The sequence below is a fragment of the Williamsia sp. Y853 genome, from assembly GCF_056786495.1.
This window is the reverse complement of record NZ_JBXCJC010000001.1, coordinates 1,594,148-1,610,930: the sequence shown is the minus strand read 5'-3', so window position 1 is coordinate 1,610,930 and position 16,783 is coordinate 1,594,148. Positions and strand designations below refer to the sequence as shown.

Here is a 16,783-nt window from a genome sequence, read left to right as displayed (position 1 = left end):
CTGAGCGGCAATCAGATCAGCTGGTGAGTTCTTTGAGTTGACGGATCTGGTCGACGCGAGCCTCGTGAGTCGGGGCCGGTGAGCCGACGAGCAGCATGCTCAGGCCTGCCTCGTCGAATGCGGCGAGACGCTCTTTGACGTAGCTCACCGGACCGATCAGCGACATACCGGAAGCGAGCTCGTCCGGGATCGCTGCGGCCGCTTCGGCCTTCTTTCCATCGAGGTAGAGGTCCTGGACCTTCTTGGCGGCATCGGCGTATCCGTAGCGGACGGCGAGGTCGTTGTAGAAGTTCTTGCCACGGGCACCCATGCCGCCGATGTACAGCGCGGAGTGGTGTTTGACCAGTTCGAGAGCGTTCTTCTGCTCTTCTTTGTCGTCGGTGATCAACGCGGTGACGGTGGCCGAGACCCCCAGCTTGCCGAGTGCGGGGTCGCGCTTGGCATTGCCCTTGGCCAGCGACTCACCGAAAACCGAGGTCAGGTGCTCGGGATGCAGGAAGATGGGCTGCCATTCCTCGAACAACTCGGCCGCGAGCTCCACGTTCTTGGGGCCGATGGCCGCGAGCAGCATCGGGATTCGTTCGCGCACGGGATGGTTGATGATCTTGAGCGGCTTGCCCAGTCCGGTGCCGCCGTCTTCCTTGGAGAAGGGCAGTTTGTAGTACTTGCCGTTGTACACGGTCCGTTCACGACGCCAGACCATCCGGCAGATCTCGGCGGTCTCGCGCGCGCGGCCGACCGGGGCGTCGTACTTCACGCCGTGGAAACCCTCGATGACCTGCGGTCCGGATGCGCCGATGCCCATCACGAAGCGGCCGTTCGAGATGTAGTCGAGGCCGGCGGCGGTCATTGCGAGGTTGGTCGGCGTCCGCGTGTACATCGGCAAGATGCCGGTGGCGAGTTCCAGAGTCGTGGTCTTGGCTGCGATGAAACCGAGCTGACTGACCGCGTCGAAGCTATACGCTTCCGGGACCGTGATCCGATCAAGCCCAACCTTTTCGAAGTCGACCAGATTGTTGATCGTCTCGGCAAAATCTCCCGAGTAGTTGATGCCCATACCGATCTTCATATATGTCCTCCCAAGGGCCGCGCAGATCTACGAGACAGGTTTCGAAAAGTGTGTCACATCACCCTGAACGAGCATCTGTCACGCCCCCGCGAGTAGTCCGAAGATGAACAATGAATGAACATATTTGTGGAGCGAACCTAACTGCTGGTCAAGTCGGGTTTCTAACAGATGACCGTTTAGGAAATTCGGCCCGCTCGACCGCAGAATATTCAGCATGAGCGCAGAAATGTTGATCCTCGTGCTGCTCGTCATCACCGCACTTGGATTCGACTTCACCAACGGCTTTCATGACACAGGAAACGCGATGGCAACGTCCATCGCAACTGGTGCTCTCAAACCCAAGACCGCGGTGACAATCGCCGCCATCCTGAACCTGGTCGGCGCGTTCCTCTCGGTCGAGGTCGCTGCCACGATCACCAAGGATGTGCTGAAGATCCAGCAGACCAGCGGTGACGATACCGGTGATCTGATCGGTGGCCTCGACGCCCAGAAGGCCATGCTCATCATCTTCGCCGGCCTCGTCGGCGGCATCCTGTGGAACGTCTTCACATGGCTGTTCGGACTTCCCTCCAGCTCTTCCCACGCACTGTTCGGCGGTTTGATCGGCGCAGGCATCGCCGCGCTCGGCTCGTCCGGGGTCAATTGGGAGGGTCTGACCAAGAAGATCCTCATCCCGGGCCTGCTGGCTCCGGTCATCGCGTGCATCGTGGCCGCCAGCGGTACCTACCTCATCTACAAGCTCACCAAGACGGTCGCCGACAGCAAAAAGGCGCAGGGATTCCGGGTCGGCCAGGTTGCGACCGCATCGCTGGTCGCGCTCGCCCATGGCACCGGTGACGCCCAGAAGACCATGGGTGTGATCGCCATGGCGATGATCGCAGGCGGACACCTCGACGCCTCGAGCGTGGAGCATGGTCTGCCGTTCTGGATCGTGTTCAGCTGTGCCACCGCCATCGCGCTGGGCACCTACCTCGGCGGCTGGCGCATCATCCGCACCCTGGGCAAGGGTCTCGTCGAGATCGAATCGCCGCAGGGCATGGCGGCCGAGGCATCATCGGCAGCCATCATCCTGACGTCGAGTGCCGCCGGTATGGCGCTGTCGACCACGCAGGTGGCCACCGGATCGATCCTCGGCTCCGGCATCGGCAAGAAGGGCGCCTCGGTGCGCTGGTCGGTTGCCGGACGGATGGCCACGGCCTGGATCTTCACGCTTCCGGCGGCCGGGCTGATGGGCGCGGTGTCGTTCGCGATCGCCAACATGACCGGTGGCGCGGCAGGTGCGATCGTCATCTTCGCGATCCTCGTCGTCGCGTGCGGCTACATGTACTGGCGCGCACAACAGCAGAAGGTCGACAGCCACAACGTCAACGCCGATTGGGACGAGACCACCGACAGTGTGATCCCGGCCGAGCTCGCGGTCGCGGAATCCGGCGACGCGGCCGTCACCGCCCAGAAGCAGGCGAACATCCCGGTGGCGATCATCGACGACGCACATGCAGCCGCTTCCCCCGGACCGTTCAGCCAGAAGGAAGGGGTCTGAGGCGATGGGAACCTTCGAATCGATCCTCAGGGTTCTTGTTGTCGGCCTCGTCCTCGGCGCCGGGTTGCCCGCCGTCTACGCGATCGGTATCCGTCTCTACGCCGCCGGATCGAGCGAGGTGCAGACCGACGGGACGCTGACACCATCGAATCCGCTGCTGAAGGGGATCGCATACTTTCTGTTCGCGATCATCGCAGCGGTCATTCTGGTCGGCATCCTGTGGATCACACGCGGGACAATCGACTACTACTTCGGCATCAACCTGTTTCCGTTTGTAGAGAGCTGATCAGATCGGGTGTTGGTGATCGAGATCAGTAAAATCGGGTGAGCCCGGGCAGTCTGGAAGAGGCTGCCGGGGACCGCCTCGAGTTGCGAAGGAGGCGAAAATGGATCGGCCGCAATTTCTCACCAGAGTTGTCAGTTGGCTTCGCGAGGGTTATCCCAATGGTGTCCCGTCCAGCGACTACGTACCCCTGTTCGCACTGCTTCGCAGGCAACTGTCCGAAGAAGAGGTCACGTCGGTCTCCCGCGAGCTGATCGGTAGCGGCCAGATCGCCGACAAACGGCCTGGGCCGATCACCTCCATCGACGCCGGGGTCCTCATCACCAAGATCACCGACGAGCTGCCCCTCGAAGCCGATGTGGAACGTATCCGCAAGCACCTCGAGTCCAAGGGCTGGCCGTTCGATCCCAACCCCCTGACCGACCCGGCCGGCAATTCCGAAACCGGTGAGTGAACCGCGGGTTCTGCAACCCCTGCCGCTATCGGCCACACCCGATATCGGAGCGCTGACCGATCTGTTGGCGGGGTCGGCAAGCTACCTGCCGGTCCCGGCCGCCGACCCCACCGAAACCGCCCGGCTGTGCACTGCGCTGGGTGCCGGAGAGCCCATCGACCCCGATGTCGCTCTGGTGGTCGCGACGTCCGGCACCACCGGAACACCTAAGGGTGCAATGCATTCCGCGGGGTCACTGATCGCATCCATTGACGCCACTCACGAACATCTCGGCGGCGAAGGCGGGTGGCTGCTTGCCCTGCCCCCGCATCACATCGCGGGACTGCAGGTGCTCCTCCGATCCATCCGGTCCGGATTCGCCCCGGTCACCATGGACGTGTCGACCGGCTTCGACGCTGACGCACTGGTGGACGCGATCGCCTCGATGACGTCGACGAGGCGCTACACCTCGCTGGTGCCAACCCAATTGGTGAAAGTCCTGGAACACCGGGCCGCGACCGCCGCCCTTGGCGAGGTCGACGCGGTACTCGTCGGCGGTGCGGCAACCCCGGCGCCTTTGCGCCGCAGGGCAATCGAAGCAGGCATACCCATCGTCCAGACCTACGGCATGAGCGAGACCTGTGGCGGTTGCGTCTACGACGGCACGCCCCTACGCGGGGTCGAGACCCGCATCGACGGCACACCTGAAGGCCGGGTCATCCTGCGCGGCCCGATGATTGCGGCGGGCTACCGCGGGCTACCCGACCACCCGGCGTTCGCCGAGCCCGGATGGTTCCGGACCGACGATCTGGGCCGGGTCGACGAGCATGGCTTGCTCACCATCATCGGCCGGGCAGATGAGGCGATCACCACGGGCGGTCTGACCATCGTTCCGCAGGTGGTAGAGGCCGTACTGCTGGCCGATCCGGCAATCAGCGAGTGCGCTGTACTCGGATTGCCCGACGACCGTCTCGGCGAGAAGGTGGTCGCCGCGGTTGTCGCCGCACGGGGCGCTCAGATCAATCCAGAATCTGTGAAAGCCTTTGCCGCCCAACAGCTTGATCGAACCGCGGTACCGCGCGAAGTACATGTCGTCGACGAACTTCCCAAGCGGGGCCCTGGCAAGATCGATCGCGCGGCGTTGCGCGCACTCCTGCGCCGATAGCCTCGGTCGCCCGGTCCGGGTATAGGAATGCGAAATATCGGGTAGTCGACTACCCGAGACCTGCACACCCCACACAAAGCAGGCTGTCATCAAGCACTCGTCAGAACCGAAAGGCCGTTGACATGACTTCCATCAGCCTCACCCGAAGAGCGGTCGTTCGGTCGACGGCGTACTGCAAGGTCGATGACAGCAGCGGTCCGATCACGCCTGGCGATCTACTCATCCCGTCCACCGCCACGTTCGGCCACGCCATGAGAGCCGCTCACGCAAACAATGATTCGGCGGTCATCGGTGAGGCCCTCGCCCCATTCGACGGCGGGTGCGGTTTGATTCGCATTGCCGTCACCGCCGAACAAGCTGCTGTGATGCGGGAGCAGGTCATCAGGACAAAACGACGAAGGAATCTGTTCTACCGACTCCTCAACCACCACCGAGTACATGGCCGATGTTTCATTCGGGGTTGCGATGGGTAAAGTTACTCCGTCACCCAGAATTTCGGCCGAGTAGCAGCCGGGAGCTGTGCAGAAAGTCTTGTGCCGAAGCTGGGAATGAACGAAGGGTCCTCTACACAAAACAGTTGTGTACGGGATCGGGGAAGGTCCGGGGGATAGGTGAGCATCAGCGATTCAGGGCGCGACTACAGGATAGGTGTCGTCGAAGATTTCGAGTCGCAACTCAAAGGTCTGCAAACAATCATCGAAGAAGCGGACGGAATGACGTTTGTCGCGGGGGCGGCCACCGTCAAGGATTTGCTGGCCGCATCCACAGATCTCGATGTCGTTGTGCTCGATCTGCGTCTCGAAGACGGTTCCAGTCCCCAGGTCAATGCCGAGCAACTGCACGCCCACAACATCAACGTCCTGGTCTTCACCACCGCGGATTATCCCGATCTGGTCCGGTCGGCCATCTCTGCCGGGGTTGCCGGTGTGATGCGCAAGTCTGCCCGCAACAAAGAGCTGGTGGAGGCCATCCGGCTCGCTGCCCAGGGACAAACGGTGGCGACCATGGATTGGGCGGCTGCCATCGACGCCGACCCCGACCTGGCCACGGTCGACCTCAGCCCCCGTCAGCGTGAAGTACTCGAGTTGTACGCCTCCGGCGAGCCCGCGGCGCGGGTCGCGTCGATCACGGGACTGTCGATCGAGACCGTCAACGCCTATCTCTCCAGGATCCGGCGCAAATACGCCGACGCAGGCAGGCCCGCACCGACCAAAACCGACCTCTACAAGCGCGCACTGGAAGACGGCTGGCTGCCGATCCCCAGATTGTTCCGCCGTTGAAGAAGCCCGTCACCTCGCTGACGACATCTGATTTCGGAAGCTCCGCCGACAACATCTTTCGCCAGTTCTGTCGCTATCTCGGTGTCGCCTACCTGCTGAGCTTTGCCTTCTTGTTCGGCGCCATCGTTCGTTCCACGGATGTGGTCCCGGTCTGGTGGACCATCGCTGCGGTGCTGGCGATCTACGGCGTCGCCCTCGCGATGTTCCTGGTGTCATTCCATAGGGCCGATGTGACCTGGGTGCGATGGTCAGGCAGGGCCCTGGTCGTTGGCTATGGGCTTGCGATCGCGACGTGGCCGCTGGTGTGGAACGGCGAGCTCATCGACGCCAACTACGGAATGTGGTTCACCCAGTTCAACGGGTTTGCCGCGGTCACCGCCGCCGTGGTCTGGCGAGTGCGGTGGTCGCTGCCCTATCTGGTCTATGTGGTGGTCTCGGTCCAATTCGTCAACAGTGCCGTCCACACGCCCAGGTACCACACCGCGGTGCCCACCGACATCGCCTGGAGCATCTGTCTGACCGCGATCCCCTACGCGATTGCAGTCGCCGCACTTCGGTCCGGGCGCGTCCTCGATACAACCCGGGTGCAGTCCGCCCAGGCGGCGGCAGATGCCGCAGCGATAGTTGCGCGAGCCGACGAGCGTGCCCGTTTCGACGCCTTGACCCACGACCGGGTGATGTCGACACTGCTGAGCGCCGCTCGGCATCCGATGTCCGCCGAGCTCGTGTCGCAGGCGACGAGCACGCTGTCGAAACTCGAGGCCCTCAAGGCCATCGGCGAGACCGACGTACGTCCACTCGACGTCGACGACGCGGTTCGCAAGTTCATTCTCACCGTCACCGAGGTCGACGGAACCGCCTCTGTGCGCACGGACATCTCTACGCGGGCTCGCGATGAGCCAATTCCCGGGCCGGTGGTCGGCACGATCGTCGAAGCCGCGGCGGAGGCGGCGCGCAACAGCGTCCAGCATGCAGGGCCCCGGGCGACGCGATCGATGGACATCACCGTGACCGAAAGCGAGCTGTACATGGAGGTGGCCGACGACGGCGCAGGTTTCGATCTGAACAACGTCCGTCCCGACCGACTCGGCGTGTCCGGAAGCATCCATGGACGCATGGAGAACCTGACCGGAGGTAGCGCCGAAGTGATTTCCGCACCCGGCCGGGGTACCAAGGTCAGGCTGCGATGGATCAGGTCATGACCCACCCGGTACCACGCGTCGACCCCGAGGATGTCCGCGACATCTTGGGCCTACGAACCCCGGTGACCTGCGCGATGGTCGGCCTGGTGGTGGTCGCGGTGTGCTTCGGGGCATCCCAGAGTCTCGACGGCGTGTCCCTGCGCTGGCCGGTGCTGCTGGTGGTCGGGATCATCGCCGCGGCCACGATCGCACTGATCACCGTGCCGCACGATCCATTGCCGTTGGGCGCCGCCATCGCGATCGCCTCTGCCCCACCGCTGGCCGGCGCAATCCTGCTGTCCGTCGTTCCGGTACCGCTGGCCATCGGAAATCAGGTGTGGGTGTCGGGGTACGCGACGCTCATCTACATCTTCATGTGCATCCGCGGACGGTATGTCCTGTCCTGGATCAGCGTCGCGGCCTCGGTCGTAGTTCATGCCGTCTGGTCCGCCACAACCGACCAGGGCATCTGGGAGGGCGCACACATACCGCTGTACAACGCGGGAGGACTTCTGGCGGTGACACTGATCGCCCGCGCGCTCCGGTCGACGACCGAGTCCGTCCTCTCGCTTCGCACTGCCGGGGCGCAGCGCGCAGCGCGAGCCTCGGCCATCGCCGCTGCCCTCCAGGAGCGGCACACCCGGCTCGCCGAACTCGGCGAACTCGCGCAACCGGCGCTTGCGCGAATAGCCACCGGGGTGCCGTTGACCGACGCCGAACGCCAAGCGTGTGAGTTGCTCGAGGCCCACCTGCGCGACCAGCTCCGCGCACCCGCACTCGCCAGCCCCGAAACGACCGCGGCGGCCCGCGCTGCCCGCGCCCGGGGCGTCGAGGTGATGCTGATCGATGACGGCGGACTGGCCGGCGCGTCCGAACTGCTCAAGACAACCGTGCGACGCGAGGTCACAGCGGCCTTGCAGAGCGCCAACGAAGGCGAAGTACGGGCCCGGATCATGCCGCCGGGACGCACCAACGTGGCGACCATCTATCAACACGGCGAGGCCGGAACCACCCGGATCGAGATCGACGCCGTCGGCCGCATCGCGAAAGACAGTCGCGCACATCATCTCCCGGAGCAGTCACAAACGACTTAGTTAGCTCAGGCAATGATGGCCCCAGCGCTGGTGGCACATCCTTTGGCGACTACCGGCTCCACCACTGCCCTGGTTAGGGTTATCCGCCGGGTAGCCCCGTCCGGTATCCGAGGAGTACCCCGAACCGAACATGTCGCTGCCATTGAACACTTCTGAGCCCCTACCCGCGCCCATACTCACAGCTCGCGAGATCCAAATTCTTCGTGAATGGGCCATGCGGGACACCAAATCCGAAGTCGCCACGACCCTGTTCATCACATCAGCGACTGTGAGCACCCACATCAACCGGATCCGGCTGAAGTATGCGGCCATCGGACGTCCGGCCACCACCAAGGCAGCTCTCATCGCGCGCGCCCTACAGGACGGACACGTCCAACTCCACGAGCTATGAGAAACGCGCACTCGCCCAACTGAGTTGAGAGCCGGCCGACTCTCCGCCCACTTCGGGTGGACGAGGTGACAGCTGACGACAGCCGCTGTCAGTGCGACGACAGGACGCCGGCGCACTGTGTGTTCCATGAACACACCACTGCACTCCGGTGCGCCGGCCATCGAGGCCCGCGGACTGGTCAAACACTTCGGTTCCACCAAAGCCGTCGATGGCGTCGACCTGGTGGTTCCCACCGGAACGGTCTACGGCGTCCTCGGCCCCAATGGGGCGGGCAAGACCACCGCCGTCCGCATGCTCGCCACACTCCTGCGACCTGACGCCGGCCAGGCCAAGATCTTCGGATACGACGTCGTCGATGATTCGGTTGCGGTGCGGTCGCTGGTCGGTGTCACCGGCCAGTACGCATCGGTCGACGAAGACCTGTCGGCTACCGAGAACCTCATCGTCTTCAGTCGCCTGTTGGGAAAGTCCCGCCGTGACTCGCGGATCAGATCAACCGAACTTCTCGAGGAGTTCGGACTCACCGACGCCGCGAAGCGCCCGCTCAAGGAGTTCTCCGGTGGTATGCGACGGCGGCTCGATCTCGCCGCCAGCCTGATCGCAACTCCGCCACTGCTGTTCCTCGACGAGCCGACAACGGGTCTCGATCCGCGGACCCGAGCCCAGATGTGGGACACCATCCGGCGACTGGTGTCCGGCGGCAGCACCGTGCTGCTGACAACCCAATACCTCGACGAGGCAGACCAACTCGCCGATCGCATCGCCGTCATCGATCACGGACGGGTCATCGCCGACGGAACCGCCGATGACCTGAAGAACTCCATCGGCTCGACCACCTTGCAGCTCACGCCCGCCGACAAATCCATGGCGCCCGCCGCGATGGCGATCATCGAGCGGATCCTTTCCGAACAGGCCACGCTCAGCCCGGAGGCCGGGCGGATCACCGCGCCACTGGTACGCCCGGATCTGTTGCCCGACATCCTCATCGCATTGCGTGAGCAGGGCATCGTCGTCGAGGGCATGAACGTCCAGAAGCCCAGCCTCGACGAGGTCTTCCTCACCATCACCGGCAAACCCGCCGATTCCGATACCACCTCGCAGGAGAACGCAGCATGACAACACTCATCGAAAAACCGGCAACCACAACCGAACACGCACCGCGGCCGGTCACAACCATCGGGCTCCGCGACACCATCGCCCAGTCGTTCACCATGGGCTACCGCGGGCTACTCAAGATCCGCCACAACCCCGAGCAACTGTTCGACGTCGTGCTGCAACCGATCATCTTCACCCTGATGTTCACGTACATCTTCGGCGGAGCGCTGGCCGGGAGCATCGCCGACTACCTGCCGATCATCATCCCCGGCATCCTCGTTCAGACGGTGATCGTCACCAGCATCGTCACCGGTACCCAACTCCGCGAAGACATGGACAAGGGCGTCTTCGATCGCTTCCGTTCCTTACCCATCGCCCGGATCAGTCCGTTGGCGGGTGCGCTGCTCGCCGACGTCGTCCGGTATCTGATCGCTACGGTGATCACCTTCGTGGTCGGCATCGCAATGGGCTGGCGACCCGACGCACTCGGCGTCATCGGGGCGACGCTGCTTGTCATCACCTGCAGCTTCGCGGTGTCGTGGATCTTCGCTTTCATGGGCACCGTCATGAAGAAAGCATCTGCAGTACAGGGTATTTCGATGCTCATTCTCTTCCCGCTGACATTCATGTCCAATGCCTTTGTCCAGCCCGACACCATGCCCGGCTGGATGCAGGCCTTCGTCAAGGTCAACCCGATCTCACATCTGGTCACGGCAGTTCGCGAGTTGACCAACAACGGCCATGTCGGCATCCACGTGCTCTGGTCACTCGTCGGGGCCGCAATCATTATCGCGATCATGGCGCCGCTCACCGTGAAGTCGTACATGCGCAACGCCTGAATCAGATTGTGACCGAATACTTTTCTATATTCGCCAGGATGTCCCGCACCGCTTGCCTGCGGGACATCCTGGCGATCTCCGCGCGCAGTTCCTGCCACCGTTCGTCCGTCACACCGGCCAATGCCTGCCGGCGATCCCGCACAGCCACCAATGTCACATAGTCCAACCGGCAACCGACGCGCTCTGCAAGCAACATCAACCGGGCACCGGTCGTTGATCCCGGATGGCGGCCGCAGATCGACGCCCCGAAAGCCATTGCGATCGAACCCAGTTGCGGCATGTCCCCGAACCCACCCGGCCGGAACATGGCAGCCGCAATCGCCGCCAGGTTGACCAGATACCGTTCGGCGGTCGCGGCCCGTCCGGCCAACGTCATCCCGCAGACACCAGCGCTGATCACCATGCCGACAAAGGGATCTTGCGCCGGCAGCGGATGCTCGGACAGCAGCAGTCGCACCGAACGCTCGAACAGGTCGGCGGCATCGTCTGTGTTCTCGTCATGGCACTCCAGTTCGGCCGCACCCACCAGGATCGCTGCGGCGATCTCGGGATGGGCGTGTGGGTCGGGGTCCGCGGGCAGCCATCCTTCGGCAAAGACCGAGAACTCCTTGCGCGCCTCCTCGATACGACCAAGCCCGATGAGTGCAGCCACGACAAAACCCCGCGCCTGCCGGACATCCTGTTCCGAGCCGAGCACCTCGAGCATCCCGATCGCACCACGATAGCTTTCGACCGCCATCTCGTACTGAGCCGTCTGGCCATGCAGACTCCCGATCGCCATCAACGCTGCCGAAGCAACCCAGAGGTCATTGTGAGACTCCGCAATCGCGAGATTGGCTCTCGCTGCCACCAACGCGCCGCTACGGTCGGCCTGGTTCTCTCGCGCGTTGGCGACAACCAAGGTCGCGATCATCCGCACCCGTGAATCGGCACATCCGGCACCTGAAACGATCCGCCGGAGCGCGCCGACCATGTTATGCGCCAACATGATCGATGAAACAAAATCCAACTGTCGATGGTCTACGAGGTCGGCACGGAAGAGTCTGCGCAACTGCCAGCGGGAGATCGCCACGAGACGATGTTGCCGGGCGATCAGCAGGTGACCTCCCGCAATCAGGTACGTGGCCTGGCGGCGTTCGCGCTCGGACTCCGAAAGCGCGTCGATGGCAGCATCATCGAGGTACGGCAACGTCTCCACCACTCTGGGCCCCCAGGCCATCACCTCGCCGTGCAGTCCACGGATCGCCCAGAACCCTGCGACGAGCGGAAAGCACACGACGATGGTCTGTTCCCAATCCACTGGGCGGGCAGTCAGATCAGGCTCCATGCAGCGGCGCAGTACCCAGACCAGATTGTCCAACTCTGCGGACGTGGCCGACAACACCGCAGGCTGCTCACCGTTCTCGAAGGGCTCTCGCGCTTCGTCGGCAAACGTCCGGGCCCACCGCGCGATCGACGAATTGACCTGCGACCCTTCCCTCGTGGCGAGGAGCTGTTCTTCACCGAACTCGCGAACGGTCTCGAGCATGCGGTAACGTACAGTGCCTTTTTCGATCACCTGAAGAAGGGACTGGTCGACAAGCGCATCGAGGTTGTCGTCGAGTTCGACATCGGTGACTCCCACGACCTCGGCAGCCGCGGAGCGCGAGAAACCACCGGGGAAACGACACAGCCTTCTCAATGCGATTCGGGCGGGTTCGTCAAGAAGTTCCCAGCTCCATTCGATGACTGCGTGCAGGGTCCGGTGACGGACGGGTGATGAGCGGTCTCCCGTGCGCAGCAACGCGAATCGGTGGGACAGCCGCTGCGAGATCTCGGCGACACTCATCGTGCGGACCCGCGCTGCAGCCAGTTCGATCGCCAGCGGCAGCCCGTCGAGGGCCCGGCACAGTTCGGCGACGACGGCGGCGTCGATGGCGACATCCGGTCGGATCGCGCGCGCTCGGGCGATGAACAGATCGGTTGCAGCCGAGCCATTCTCGTCGATGGACAGAGACGGAAGCTGATGGGTCACCTCGGCGCTGACCCGCAGCGGCGACCGGCTCGTCGTCAGAATCCGTACCTTCTCCGACATTCCGATGAGTTCGGTCGCCATCTGCGCACAGGCGTCCACCACATGCTCACAGTTGTCAAAGATGACCAGGCTCTCCGACGTCAGGGCGTCGGACAGACGGGTCTGCAGGTCGGAGTACGCCAGGCGTGGGCGACCCGCGGGACCGACGTCCGATTCACCGACACCAAGGGTTGCGGCCACCGCGGCAAGCACGTCGTCGGCTCCGCGCACCGAGGCCAACTCGACAAAGAAGACACGAACACCGTCATCGGCAACCAGATGTCCGATGCGGTTGGCAATACGCGTCTTTCCGGCCCCGCCGGGCCCCTGGATCGTCACAACTCTGGACTGTCGGAGCAGCGAAAGGATGTGACCGATGTCTTCGGTACGACCGAGCAGCTCATTGGGTTCAGTGGACAAACCAATCGACATCGCCCGGCCTGCCTCTCGCGGAGGCGCGGCTGCGAGCGGCGGCCGCAACAGTTGTTCGTGCAGCGCAACGATCTCCGGGCCAGGGTCGGCACCGAGTTCGCTCGACAACGTGCGGCGCAGACGTGCGAATACCGCCAACGCCTCTGCGCTGCGGCCCATACCCGACAGCGCGCGGATCAGGGTTGCATGCGCCGACTCGTCGAGCGGATCGTCGTCGCATCTCGCCTGCGCCAATGCCCGGGCAAGCTCAAGATCTCCGTCGGCCAACGCCTTCTGCGACCGGCGTTCATCAAGTTCGGCACGAACGCGATCGGCGCTCTGACGAACGGATCGGGCCAGGTCGTCGTCGCCGAGATCATCACCGGGTTCCCCGCGCCAGAGACCGGCGGCCTCGCGCAGCGCGTCGGCAGAACCGTCGGCGAGCAGGGACGCGACCGCAAAAACATCGACGGCCTCGGGTGCCAAGGTCAGTCGGTATCCGGCCGGGCCCGCTTCGATGGCCCCCTCGGGCAGCAGTGGCCGCAGCCGGGAGATCTGCGTGTGCAGCGCGGATTGCGGCGACCGCGGAAGGTCGTCGCCCCAGACACCGTCGATGAGCGCCGACTGCGACCGTTGACTGCCCGGCGTCAGGGCCAGGACGGCCAGCAGACGACGTGCCCGGATCCCGGGGACCGGTCGCATCCGCCCGTTCTCGTCCGCGATCGAAACCGGTCCGAGCAGTCCGACGATCGGCGCTACTGCGGAAGGTGGCACGTTTTCCTCGCAAATCGTGGACGGACTCGATGCATAACTGCAGGTCAACAGTATTCGTTACAGCCTAGCGCGGACCGGAGCTCGACTGTCGCGTGGATGTTGCACGTCGCTGGGTGGAGCATAGTGCGGGGGCCGGGCAGCGCGTATCGATCAGTACGGAAGGATGCTCACATGGCTTCCGCAGCGCAATGGTTCGAAGGATCTCGGCCCCGTACCTATCCGAACGCGATCGCCCCGGTGATCGCCGGAACGGGTGCGGCCGGTTGGGCCGGCGACGTCGTGTGGTGGAAGGCGGCGCTGGCGCTGGTGGTGTCGTTGGCCCTGATCATCGGCGTCAACTTCGCCAACGACTACTCCGACGGCATCCGTGGCACCGACGACGTACGGGTCGGTCCCATGCGCCTTGTCGGCTCCAAGGCGGCGAGCCCGAAGTCGGTGAAGACCGCGGCGATGACTGCCCTGGCGGTGGCCGGGATCGCCGGATTGGTACTCGCATTGTCGAGCGCCTGGTGGCTGATCCTGGTGGGCCTGGCTTGCATCGTCGCGGCCTGGTACTACACCGGCGGCCGAAACCCATACGGGTACAGCGGCTTCGGTGAGGTTTCTGTTTTTGTGTTCTTCGGACTTGTGGCCGTCCTCGGCACGCAGTTTGTCCAGGCCGAGAAAATCGACTGGGTGGGTGTGCTGGCTGCGGTCGCGGTGGGTTGCTACTCCAGCGGGGTCCTGGTGGCCAACAACCTCCGCGACATCCCCACCGACACCGAATCGGGCAAGGTCACGCTCGCTGTTCGTCTGGGAGACAAACGAACTCGGATGCTGCATACGGCACTCGTGGCCATTCCGACGATCGTCACCCTCGCATTGATCGCGGCGACCCCATGGGCATTGCTCGGCCTGATCGCGGCCCCGCTGGCCTACAAGGCCAACGCACCGGTACGCGCCGGCGCCGGTGGCCCGGCGTTGATTCCCGCGCTCGGACTGACCGGCCTGGCAATGCTTCTGTGGTCGATCGGCACCACGGTCGGCTTGCTCGTCGCCTGACCGCACCCCGATGATGTGCCCTTCTGGCGAACAAACTCCCAGGTCGGGACCGCCAAAAGGGCACATCTTCGGTTAGCTGGTGGCCTGCAGGACGGCCTCACGCAGGGCTTCCGGCGTTGTCACCGATTCGATGACTGCCTTCGAGGCCGCGTCACCGGTGGCCAGGATGCCGAGAAGCACGTCTTCCGCGATCAACTCACGGTCGGCGTCACGGGCGATGATGCCCGCGTGGGTGATTGCCGCTTTGGCATCGAGTGAGAACCGGGGACGGCGCATGCCGCCACGCGGTCCACGTCGGCCACGACCGCCTTCCCACGGTCCGCGTTCGCCTTCTTCGCGGACCCAAGGAGGTGTGTCGTCGCCTTCGGGACGCTCCCAGGGCCCTCCGCGAAAACGACCGTGCGGTCCGTGAGGTCCCCCGCGGCCATGTGGACCGCCGCGTTCGCGTGGACCGCCACGTTCGTGTGGTCCTCCATCCGGGCCGCCCCGACGACCACCTTCACGGCCACCACGACGTTTGCCCCAGTTGTCGGTGATGTCGTCGCCGAATGCGGATTTGACCGCTGCGCGAACCTTGTCGAGATCGATCCCGATGGCCGCGAGGGCGTCCCGGTCTTCATCAACGCGTTCTGTATCCGCGTCGGACTTGTTGGCCTCGTGGTACTCACGCACCACTTCACGGGCCTGAGCCAGGGTCAAACCCTGCTCACCGAGGATGTTGAACACCGAACTCCGGGCGTTGCAGAGCATGCCGAGGATGAGGTGATCGTTGCCGAGTGTGGGATGCCCGAGGTCGGCGGCCTCTTGATATGCGAAACCCAGGGTCATCCTGTTTTCGCGAGTGAACTGGTGAAACATATTGTCTCGCTTCCTGATATGGAATGCGGCGGCTATTCGCCGCGTGAATGCTTTTGGTGCACGGCTTGACGGCTCACCTGCAGAACGTCGGCAATTGCCTGCCAGCTCCAGCCTTGTTGCCGGGCATTGGCGACCTGTACGTCCTCGAGGCGATCGGCCAACGTTCGCAGTGCCCTGACCGCTGCCAGCCCTTTGGCCGGATCACGATCTGCAACTGCTGTGGTGATGTCATCTTTGTTGTCTTGCACGATTGTCAAGTTACCCTGACAGCCAGAAACTGTCAACATTTATTGACACCGCCTCCCCGGCACCCCGATGATGTGCCCTTTTGGCGAACAAAACACCAGGTGAGCACCGCCAAAGGGACACATCATTGGGGTTTGGGGGTCCAGCCACGCAGGGTCAGCTCCCGACGAAGCTGGACTATGAACTCGTCCCGGCCGCTTCTGATGTTCGAAGCGGTGACGGTGATGACGGTCCATCCCGCAGCACGCAGGCGATTCCACCGTTCGAGGTCACGGGCGTGCTGCTCTGCGTTCCGGTGGTGTTCGCCGTCGTATTCGACGGCAACCAGTAGATGCGGCCAGGCGGCATCGAGGCGGTACCGACCATCCATGACCGGGTGTTGCAGAACGAACCCGTGGAAACCCTCGTCAATGAAAACAAGTCTCAGGCGGGTTTCCCACGGCGACTCCGATAGCGGATCGACCAGCTTGAACGCGGTGATCGCCTTACCGATCCCCCAGTGACGTTCCCATCGCCTCAATGCCAATCGGACGTCCTCGAGGAGCCCCGGATGCCGACGCGCCAATGAGTCCAGAGCGGCCACGGCTTCATCGCGGGAATTGAATCGCCCCAGGTCAATTGCCGTCCGAGCCAGCGTGGTCACCAACGTTCCATCGATCTCGGTGAATTCGTTCTCATCGATCTGCAGGCGACGCACCTTGAGGCCACGGAACTGCCGACCGTTGATCGGCACGATGAGCTCAGGCTGTGCGCCTTCGGGCCGATACGCATTCCCCCAGATATCGGCTGCCGACCACCCGCACAGAATGCCCGGCAGATCCTTGTCACCACCGGGATAGGCCAACCCCGCAGCGAAACTCAGCATCGCGAAGTCGACAATCTGGTCACATCGAACCCAGACGCCCCGAAACAGGACCCGATAGTTCTCCCGCAGCTGATACCGCGACATCACCGCGAGTAGGTCTTCGGCCCGCATCGGGCCAGTTGGCAATTCCCCCATACCGACACCGAACACACCCCGACCGACTGA

Annotated in this window: 16 protein-coding genes; 11 read left to right on the top strand and 5 right to left on the bottom strand. The window is 63.7% G+C overall.

The window, feature by feature from the left end; all coding sequences use genetic code 11:
• Positions 1–16: 16 nt before the first annotated feature.
• A complete protein-coding gene (locus AC1TPF_RS07640; RefSeq protein WP_482143326.1) occupies positions 17–1,069 on the bottom strand; it encodes an LLM class F420-dependent oxidoreductase in 1,053 nt (350 codons plus the stop codon).
• Positions 1,070–1,283: 214 nt separating this feature from the next.
• On the opposite strand from AC1TPF_RS07640, the gene AC1TPF_RS07635 reads away from it, so the two are divergent.
• The 10 genes from AC1TPF_RS07635 (at position 1,284) to AC1TPF_RS07590 (ending at position 10,370) form a co-directional block, all read left to right on the top strand.
• Positions 1,284–2,609, top strand: a complete 1,326-nt coding sequence (locus AC1TPF_RS07635; protein WP_482143324.1) for an inorganic phosphate transporter — start codon at positions 1,284–1,286, stop codon at positions 2,607–2,609.
• 4 nt (positions 2,610–2,613) lie between these two features.
• Positions 2,614–2,895: a hypothetical protein gene (locus AC1TPF_RS07630; RefSeq protein WP_482135723.1), complete on the top strand. Its 282-nt coding sequence runs from the start codon at positions 2,614–2,616 to the stop codon at positions 2,893–2,895.
• A gap of 100 nt (positions 2,896–2,995) precedes the next feature.
• Positions 2,996–3,346, top strand: coding sequence for a DUF3349 domain-containing protein (locus AC1TPF_RS07625; RefSeq protein ID WP_482135724.1), 351 nt, complete (start codon positions 2,996–2,998; stop codon positions 3,344–3,346).
• On the top strand, positions 3,339–4,490 hold the full coding sequence (gene menE, locus AC1TPF_RS07620; protein ID WP_482143323.1) for an o-succinylbenzoate--CoA ligase: 1,152 nt from the start codon (positions 3,339–3,341) through the stop codon (positions 4,488–4,490). Before AC1TPF_RS07625 ends, menE begins: the two co-directional genes overlap by 8 nt.
• A gap of 617 nt (positions 4,491–5,107) precedes the next feature.
• The gene (locus tag AC1TPF_RS07615) at positions 5,108–5,770 is read left to right on the top strand and encodes a response regulator transcription factor (RefSeq protein ID WP_482137257.1); all 663 of its coding nucleotides are present in this window, start codon (positions 5,108–5,110) and stop codon (positions 5,768–5,770) included.
• Positions 5,767–6,972 carry a sensor histidine kinase gene (locus AC1TPF_RS07610; RefSeq protein ID WP_482143322.1) on the top strand — a complete coding sequence of 402 codons (1,206 nt, stop codon included), beginning with the start codon at positions 5,767–5,769 and terminating at the stop codon, positions 6,970–6,972. Before AC1TPF_RS07615 ends, AC1TPF_RS07610 begins: the two co-directional genes overlap by 4 nt.
• Positions 6,969–8,045: a hypothetical protein gene (locus tag AC1TPF_RS07605; protein ID WP_482143321.1), complete on the top strand. Its 1,077-nt coding sequence runs from the start codon at positions 6,969–6,971 to the stop codon at positions 8,043–8,045. The genes AC1TPF_RS07610 and AC1TPF_RS07605 overlap by 4 nt, the downstream gene beginning before the upstream one ends.
• A gap of 130 nt (positions 8,046–8,175) precedes the next feature.
• The gene (locus AC1TPF_RS07600; RefSeq protein WP_482135729.1) at positions 8,176–8,436 is read left to right on the top strand and encodes a LuxR C-terminal-related transcriptional regulator; all 261 of its coding nucleotides are present in this window, start codon (positions 8,176–8,178) and stop codon (positions 8,434–8,436) included.
• 126 nt (positions 8,437–8,562) lie between these two features.
• Positions 8,563–9,552: an ATP-binding cassette domain-containing protein gene (locus AC1TPF_RS07595; RefSeq protein ID WP_482143320.1), complete on the top strand. Its 990-nt coding sequence runs from the start codon at positions 8,563–8,565 to the stop codon at positions 9,550–9,552.
• Positions 9,549–10,370: an ABC transporter permease gene (locus AC1TPF_RS07590; protein ID WP_482143319.1), complete on the top strand. Its 822-nt coding sequence runs from the start codon at positions 9,549–9,551 to the stop codon at positions 10,368–10,370. The genes AC1TPF_RS07595 and AC1TPF_RS07590 overlap by 4 nt, the downstream gene beginning before the upstream one ends.
• 1 nt (position 10,371) lies before the next feature.
• Here the strand turns inward: AC1TPF_RS07590 and AC1TPF_RS07585 are convergent, their stop codons facing one another.
• A complete protein-coding gene (locus AC1TPF_RS07585; RefSeq protein ID WP_482143317.1) occupies positions 10,372–13,608 on the bottom strand; it encodes an AfsR/SARP family transcriptional regulator in 3,237 nt (1,078 codons plus the stop codon).
• A gap of 171 nt (positions 13,609–13,779) precedes the next feature.
• Between AC1TPF_RS07585 and AC1TPF_RS07580 the strand changes: the two genes are divergently transcribed.
• Positions 13,780–14,649: a 1,4-dihydroxy-2-naphthoate polyprenyltransferase gene (locus AC1TPF_RS07580; protein WP_482143316.1), complete on the top strand. Its 870-nt coding sequence runs from the start codon at positions 13,780–13,782 to the stop codon at positions 14,647–14,649.
• A gap of 72 nt (positions 14,650–14,721) precedes the next feature.
• Here AC1TPF_RS07580 and AC1TPF_RS07575 read toward each other — a convergent pair whose 3' ends face one another.
• From AC1TPF_RS07575 to AC1TPF_RS07565, 3 genes are all read right to left on the bottom strand, one after another.
• Positions 14,722–15,477, bottom strand: coding sequence for a Clp protease N-terminal domain-containing protein (locus AC1TPF_RS07575; protein WP_482143314.1), 756 nt, complete (start codon positions 15,475–15,477; stop codon positions 14,722–14,724).
• 62 nt (positions 15,478–15,539) lie between these two features.
• On the bottom strand, positions 15,540–15,794 hold the full coding sequence (locus tag AC1TPF_RS07570) for a helix-turn-helix domain-containing protein (protein ID WP_482143312.1): 255 nt from the start codon (positions 15,792–15,794) through the stop codon (positions 15,540–15,542).
• Positions 15,795–15,877: 83 nt separating this feature from the next.
• Positions 15,878–16,753 carry a DUF559 domain-containing protein gene (locus tag AC1TPF_RS07565; protein WP_482143310.1) on the bottom strand — a complete coding sequence of 292 codons (876 nt, stop codon included), beginning with the start codon at positions 16,751–16,753 and terminating at the stop codon, positions 15,878–15,880.
• Between the last annotated feature and the right edge of the window lie 30 nt (positions 16,754–16,783).

What these genes read in the sequence shown, in the direction of transcription:
- AC1TPF_RS07600 (WP_482135729.1), top strand. Translation starts at nt 8,176, where the DNA reads ATGTCGCTGCCATTGAACACTTCTGAGCCCCTACCCGCGCCCATACTC.
- AC1TPF_RS07570 (WP_482143312.1), bottom strand. Translation starts at nt 15,794, where the DNA reads ATGTTGACAGTTTCTGGCTGTCAGGGTAACTTGACAATCGTGCAAGAC.
- AC1TPF_RS07605 (WP_482143321.1), top strand. Translation starts at nt 6,969, where the DNA reads ATGACCCACCCGGTACCACGCGTCGACCCCGAGGATGTCCGCGACATC.
- AC1TPF_RS07625 (WP_482135724.1), top strand. Translation starts at nt 2,996, where the DNA reads ATGGATCGGCCGCAATTTCTCACCAGAGTTGTCAGTTGGCTTCGCGAG.
- AC1TPF_RS07635 (WP_482143324.1), top strand. Translation starts at nt 1,284, where the DNA reads ATGAGCGCAGAAATGTTGATCCTCGTGCTGCTCGTCATCACCGCACTT.
- AC1TPF_RS07580 (WP_482143316.1), top strand. Translation starts at nt 13,780, where the DNA reads ATGGCTTCCGCAGCGCAATGGTTCGAAGGATCTCGGCCCCGTACCTAT.
- AC1TPF_RS07640 (WP_482143326.1), bottom strand. Translation starts at nt 1,069, where the DNA reads ATGAAGATCGGTATGGGCATCAACTACTCGGGAGATTTTGCCGAGACG.
- AC1TPF_RS07575 (WP_482143314.1), bottom strand. Translation starts at nt 15,477, where the DNA reads ATGACCCTGGGTTTCGCATATCAAGAGGCCGCCGACCTCGGGCATCCC.
- AC1TPF_RS07565 (WP_482143310.1), bottom strand. Translation starts at nt 16,753, where the DNA reads ATGGGGGAATTGCCAACTGGCCCGATGCGGGCCGAAGACCTACTCGCG.
- AC1TPF_RS07630 (WP_482135723.1), top strand. Translation starts at nt 2,614, where the DNA reads ATGGGAACCTTCGAATCGATCCTCAGGGTTCTTGTTGTCGGCCTCGTC.
- AC1TPF_RS07595 (WP_482143320.1), top strand. Translation starts at nt 8,563, where the DNA reads ATGAACACACCACTGCACTCCGGTGCGCCGGCCATCGAGGCCCGCGGA.
- AC1TPF_RS07590 (WP_482143319.1), top strand. Translation starts at nt 9,549, where the DNA reads ATGACAACACTCATCGAAAAACCGGCAACCACAACCGAACACGCACCG.